This window comes from Streptomyces sp. KR80, from assembly GCF_052245555.1.
GTDB lineage: Bacteria > Actinomycetota > Actinomycetes > Streptomycetales > Streptomycetaceae > Streptomyces.
Window position 1 is genome coordinate 315,418 of record NZ_JBQQCD010000006.1, and the last position, 6,000, is coordinate 321,417.

Genomic DNA, 6,000 nt, shown 5'->3' on the forward strand with positions numbered 1-6,000 from the left:
CGCGGGCCGGGGACCCGTCGGGCCGACCACAGGCCACGTGGCAACCCCCACCGGCACACACCGCGACATCACCGGGACACCCTGGTGCGGGAGTCGATCACATGGCATCGTCCTGCTCAGCCGCGATACGCGCCCACCCCGCGCGTGCGCGCAGCGCCGCACACCACGCGACGCACCACCAGCAGACCAAGCGACGCAGACGCCGCGTACAGCCCGGGAGCCGCGCCATGACCCCAGCGAACACCGCACCGACCCCCGCCGCACCGCAGCCTCTGTGGCAGCCCGTCGCCGAACGCATCGCCGGTGCGCAGGTGACCCGCTTCCAGGAGTGGGCAGCCGACCGGTACGGCGCGCCGCGGACGGTGCCTGGCGACCCCGTGGCGAGCTACGCCGCGCTGCACCGCTGGTCGGTCGACGAGCTGGAGCGCTTCTGGCACGCCACGGCCGAGTGGTTCGACGTCCGCTTCGCCACCCCGTACGAGACCGTGCTCGCCGAGCCCGCCATGCCCGGCGCCCGTTGGTTCCCCGGCGCCACACTCAACTACGCCGAGCACGCGCTGCGCACCGCCGAGGACCCCGACCGCGCCGACACCCCGGCACTCGTCCACGTCGACGAGACCCATGAGCCGCTGCCGGTCACCTGGCGCGAGCTGCGCCGCCAGGTCGGCTCGCTCACCGCCGAGCTGCGCCGGATGGGCGTGCGGCCCGGCGATCGCGTCAGCGGCTACCTGCCCAACACCCCCCAGGCCGTCGTCGCACTGCTCGCCACCGCGGCCACCGGCGCCGTCTGGACCTCCTGCGCTCCGGACTTCGGGGCCCGCAGCGTCCTCGACCGCTTCCAGCAGGTCGAGCCCGTGGTCCTGTTCGCGGTCGACGGCTACCGCTACGGCGGCAAGGAGCACGACCGCCGCGACACCGTCGCCGAACTGCGCCGCGAACTGCCGACCCTGCGGGCCGTGGTGCACATCCCGCTGCTCGGCACCCCGGCACCGGAAGGAGCGCTCGACTGGTCCGGTCTCGTCTCCGCCGAGGCCGAGCCGGTCTTCGAGCAGGTTCCCTTCGACCACCCCTTGTGGGTGCTGTACTCCTCCGGCACCACGGGCCTGCCCAAAGCGATCGTCCAGTCCCAGGGCGGAATCCTCGTCGAACACCTCAAGCAGCTCGGCCTCCACACCGACCTCGGCCCCGACGACCGCTTCTTCTGGTACACCTCCACCGGCTGGATGATGTGGAACTTCCTCGTCTCCGGCCTCCTCGTCGGCGCGACGGTCGTCCTCTACGACGGCAGCCCCGGTTACCCGGACACCGCCGCCCAGTGGCGCGTCGCCGAGCGCACCGGCACCACGTTCTACGGCACCTCGGCCGCGTACGTGATGGCGTGCCGCAAGGCGGGCGTGCACCCGGGCCGCGACTTCGACCTTTCGCGCGTGCAGTGCGTGGCCACCACCGGGTCGCCCCTGCCGCCCGACGGCTTCCGGTGGATCCACGACGAAGTGGCCGAGGACATGTGGATCGCCTCGGTCAGCGGTGGCACCGACGTCTGCAGCTGCTTCGCCGGTGCCGTCCCGACCCTCCCGGTCTACGTCGGCGAGCTCCAGGCCCCCTGCCTGGGCACCGACCTGCAGGCCTGGGACCCGCACGGCAAGCCCGTCGTCGACGAGGTCGGCGAACTCGTGGTCACCAAGCCGATGCCGTCCATGCCGATCCGCTTCTGGAACGATCCCGACGGCAGCCGCTACCGCGAGAGCTACTTCGAGATGTTCCCCGGCACCTGGCGACACGGAGACTGGATCACCGTCACCGCGCGCGGCACCGTCGTCATCCACGGCCGCTCCGACTCCACCCTCAACCGGCAGGGCGTCCGCATGGGTTCCGCAGACATCTACGAAGCCGTCGAACGGCTCCCCGAGATCCGCGAATCCCTCGTGATCGGAGTCGAACAGCCCGACGGCGGCTACTGGATGCCGCTCTTCGTCCACCTCACCGAAGGCGCGGTCCTCGATGACGCGCTGCGCGACCGCATCAAGCGGACGATCCGCGAGCAGCTCTCGCCGCGGCACGTCCCCGACGAAGTCATCGAGGCGCCCGGCGTCCCGCACACCCTCACCGGGAAGCGCATCGAGGTGCCGATCAAGCGGCTGCTCCAGGGCACGCCGCTGGACAAGGCCGTCAACCCCGGCTCGGTCGACGACATCGAGCTGGTGCGCTTCTACGAGCGCGTCGCGCGCGACCGTTCCGCGTGACCGGACGTTCTGCGTGAACGTCGTTGGGCAAGCGTGACCGTCATAACCGTCACGCTGCGTTGTCACACCCCTCGATTACGGTGAGTGAGCAAGTGAAGCTCATGCGTGCACCGAGGGGGAGTCATGGCGGAGACGGGGACCGGAAACACGGGGGACGGCAGGCGGCGACCGGCCGTGCGGCACGCACTGCGCCGCGAAGTGCCCAGCACCGTCGCCTTGCTGGCCGACGAGGAGGACTTCGCCGCCATGCGGCGCTACGCGACGTTCGCCTTCGACGACCACGTCACGTATCTACGGGAGATGGAGGGACTGCTGCAGGCACTCTCGTCGCAGGGGGTGCACACAGCTGTCGCCCTGTTCGACCCGGTCGAGTACGCGGAGTTCTGCGCGGACACCCGGCTCGACCCCGACCTGCCGGACAGCCGCACGCGTTACACGGCCGATGTCGCGGGTGCCGGCGCCACCATCGCCTACGAGGGCCAGCCCATCGACCAACTCGTCCCCGAGCTCATCGGGGCGGTCGAGCGGCACGCCACGCTCGAACACGCCACGGAGCTGCTCGCGGCGACCGGCGACTGCGCCGACTGCGGCCGGGACCTGGGGCACGAGGCGTACGGACGTGGGGCCAGGGCTTTGACGCGGCTGCTCGAAGCCGTGGGATCCGGCATCCACCATGTCGTGTGCAGCGTGCCGGTCGAGGGCGGGTCGCTCATCGCGGCGGTTCACGCCGAGTGCGGGGACGACGGGCTGGTGCACCTGCTGGAGTCCGAGGCCGTGGCGTTCTGCACCGTCGTGGCCGCGGGCATCGTCACGGAGAGCCGGGGCGGCATCGTCACCCGCAGCAGCGATCCCTCGGAGAAGGGCACCGATGTGGTGCGCGGCTGGGCCCTGCGGGAGGGGTGGCTCCGGCCGCTGACCGAGGCGGAGGTGTTCTCCGCCTACTGCACCGATGCCGACACCGGGGAGCCCGTCCCACCCGAGCCGGGCGTCGACTACCGGCCCGGAATCGAGCTGCCGCCCCCGGAGGGTCGATGCTGAGAACGGCGGTGGCGCCGCCGTACAGGTCACTCGCCGGAGAGCACCGCCTGCGCGGCCCGCCGTGCCTCCTCGGCGCTGTCCGTGGCCCGCGCCGCAGCCGCCGCCCGTTCGCACTGGGCGAGTGTGTGCTTGGCCAGCGCCGCGCGCACGTAAGGGATGGACGCTGCACCCATCGACAGACTCGTCACGCCCAGGCCGGTCAGCACACAGGCCAGTAGCGGATCGGATGCCGCCTCGCCGCACACACCACAGCTCTTGCCCTCTGCCTTCGCCGCCTCCGCGGAGAGGGCCACCAGGTCCAGCAGTGCTGGCTGCCACGGATCCTGCAGCCGCGACACGGCCCCGACCTGGCGGTCGGCGGCGAACGTGTACTGGGCGAGATCGTTCGTGCCGAGCGACAGGAACTCGACCTCCTGCAGGATCGAACGCGCCCGGAGAGCCGCGGACGGAATCTCCACCATGGCACCGAACTTCGCCTGCAGGCCGGCCTCGCGGCACGCATCCGCGAACGCCTTCGCATCCGTGCGGTCGGCCACCATAGGCGCCATGACCTCGAGGTAGACCGGCAGACCCTCGGCCGCCTGGGCGAGGGCGGTCAGCTGCGTACGCAGCACCTCCGGGTGGTCCAGGAGCGTACGCAGACCGCGTACGCCCAGGGCCGGGTTCGGCTCGTCGCCCGGGGTGAGGAAGTCAAGCGGCTTGTCCGCACCGGCATCCAGCACCCGGACGACCACGCGGCCCTCGGGGAAGGCCTCGAGCACCTGGCGGTACGCCTGCACCTGCTTCTCCGACGACGGTGCCTTCTTGCTGTCGTCGAGGAAGAGGAACTCGGTGCGGAACAGGCCGACCCCCTCGGCACCCGCCTCCACCGCGGCCGGTACGTCGGCCGGACCGCCGACGTTGGCCAGCAGCGGCACCTTGTGCCCGTCGGAGGTCGCACCGGGACCAGAGGATGCGGCAAGCATCGCCTTGCGCTCCGCGGCCGCCGCCTCCATCGCGGCGCGTTTCTCCGGGGTGGGGTCCACGAAGATCTCACCGGTGCTGCCGTCGACGGCGATCACGGTGCCCTCGACGAGCTCACTCGCACCCGGCAGCGCGACGACCGCCGGCACGCCCAGCGCACGCGCCAGGATGGCGCTGTGGCTGGTGGGCCCACCCTCCTCGGTCACAAAGCCGAGCACGAGGGTGGGGTCGAGCAGCGCGGTGTCGGCAGGCGCCAGGTCGCGGGCGATCAGCACATACGGCTCATCGCTGTCCGGTACGCCCGGCATCGGCACGCCCAGCAGACGGGCCACGATCCGGTTCCGTACGTCGTCCAGGTCCGCGACCCGGCCTGCCAGGTACTCGCCGGCACCCGCGAGAAGCGCCCGGTAGGCGGCGAAAGCGTCGTACACGGCGCGCTCGGCCGTGCTGCCGACGGCGATCCGCCGCTCTACGTCCGCCATGAGCTCCGGGTCCTGGGCCATCATGGCCTGGGCCTCGAGCACTGCTTGTGCCTCGCCGCCCGCCAGATTGCCGCGCGCAATCAGATCGGCGGATACGGCCTCCACGGCCTGGCGTGCCCGCCCCTGTTCGCGCGGTGCGTCATCCGTGGGGATCTGCTTGGCCGGCGGCTCGAGCACCGCCGTACCCATGTGCCGGACCTCGCCGATCGCCACCCCGTGGCTTACGCCGACACCTTGCAGCGTTGTCTCCATGTCATCCGTCTCCGGTTGGTGCGGCGGATCGGTTCCGTCGCGGTCGATCTCTTACCCGCCGTCGGTGCGGCGTGGAGCTCACTTCCAGCTGAAGAGCTTGTCGCCCGGCTCCACATCGATGCCCTCGGCGATGGAGGAGAGGGCCTCGGCGGTCGCCTCGAGCGCCACGATCGGGCACACCGCCGACTTGCCCGCGGCTTCCACCTCCGTCGGATTCCATCGCACGATGGCGTCCCCGCGCCGGACAGTGTCGCCCTTGCTGACGAGCAGCTCGAAGCCCTGACCGTTGAGCTGGACGGTGTCGATGCCCAGGTGGGTCAAGACACCGTGTCCCTCGTCGTCGACCACGACGAAGGCATGGGGGTGGAGGGAGACAACGATGCCGTCGACGGGCGCAACCGCCTCGGAAGCCTTCCGCACCGGATCGATCGCGGTGCCCGGTCCCACCATCGCTCCGGAGAAGACGGGGTCGGGCACCGCGGCCAGGCCGATGGCACGACCGGCGATTGGGGACGTCACGGTGGTCATGGGAAGCCTCCCAGAGGGCGGAGATCGAGAAGCGCCGTCTGCCACGTGGACGTTACGGCGAGCCGTGGACTAGACCACGTGCTGGTCAGAGACTAAATCATGGGAAGTGCTCGTTCCACATACCCTGCCGCGCGGACGCGACTCACGCAGGCGCGGAGGCGGCCGGGAATCGATTTGCCTCGCTGTGTGGGCAGATGTAGGGTCGTACCCCTGCCTGGAGCCGAGGGCGGCGTGAGACCGCTGCGCAACACGGCGAGGGTGACGCTCTATCAATCTTGACCAGGTCCTCACCGGATCCGCTTCCGCATGTCTGCGGATGGGGAGTGGCGATGGTCTTGAAAAGAATCTTGATAGCGTCAAAAGCACTGAAGGGAAGCGCCTGGAGGGCCCGGTGGCGGGTCTGAAGGAAGCGTCCGTTCCTTGAGAACTCAACAGCGTGCCAAAAGTCAACGCCAGATATGTTGATACCCCGTCTCTTTCGGGAGATGAGGTTC

The 6,000-nt window shown here is 70.4% G+C and carries 4 protein-coding genes; 2 read left to right on the plus strand and 2 right to left on the minus strand.

Annotation, left to right across the window (positions count from 1 at the left end; all coding sequences use genetic code 11):
- Positions 1-227: 227 nt before the first annotated feature.
- Together ACTWQI_RS12515 and ACTWQI_RS12520 are read left to right on the plus strand one after the other, a co-directional pair.
- Positions 228-2,243: an acetoacetate--CoA ligase gene (locus ACTWQI_RS12515; protein ID WP_443269904.1), complete on the plus strand. Its 2,016-nt coding sequence runs from the start codon at positions 228-230 to the stop codon at positions 2,241-2,243.
- Between the two features lie 123 nt (positions 2,244-2,366).
- On the plus strand, positions 2,367-3,281 hold the full coding sequence (locus ACTWQI_RS12520) for a hypothetical protein (RefSeq protein WP_443269905.1): 915 nt from the start codon (positions 2,367-2,369) through the stop codon (positions 3,279-3,281).
- Between the two features lie 26 nt (positions 3,282-3,307).
- Here ACTWQI_RS12520 and ptsP read toward each other — a convergent pair whose 3' ends face one another.
- Entirely contained in the window at positions 3,308-4,978 is a 1,671-nt protein-coding gene (gene ptsP, locus ACTWQI_RS12525; RefSeq protein WP_443269906.1) for a phosphoenolpyruvate--protein phosphotransferase, read from the minus strand.
- A 78-nt stretch (positions 4,979-5,056) separates the two neighbouring features.
- The gene (locus ACTWQI_RS12530; RefSeq protein WP_443269907.1) at positions 5,057-5,506 is read right to left on the minus strand and encodes a PTS sugar transporter subunit IIA; all 450 of its coding nucleotides are present in this window, start codon (positions 5,504-5,506) and stop codon (positions 5,057-5,059) included.
- Between the last annotated feature and the right edge of the window lie 494 nt (positions 5,507-6,000).

Excerpts from the sequence above, each read along its gene's own strand:
- ptsP (WP_443269906.1), bottom strand. The coding sequence starts at position 4,978 with ATGGAGACAACGCTGCAAGGTGTCGGCGTAAGCCACGGGGTGGCGATC.
- ACTWQI_RS12515 (WP_443269904.1), top strand. The coding sequence starts at position 228 with ATGACCCCAGCGAACACCGCACCGACCCCCGCCGCACCGCAGCCTCTG.
- ACTWQI_RS12530 (WP_443269907.1), bottom strand. The coding sequence starts at position 5,506 with ATGACCACCGTGACGTCCCCAATCGCCGGTCGTGCCATCGGCCTGGCC.
- ACTWQI_RS12520 (WP_443269905.1), top strand. The coding sequence starts at position 2,367 with ATGGCGGAGACGGGGACCGGAAACACGGGGGACGGCAGGCGGCGACCG.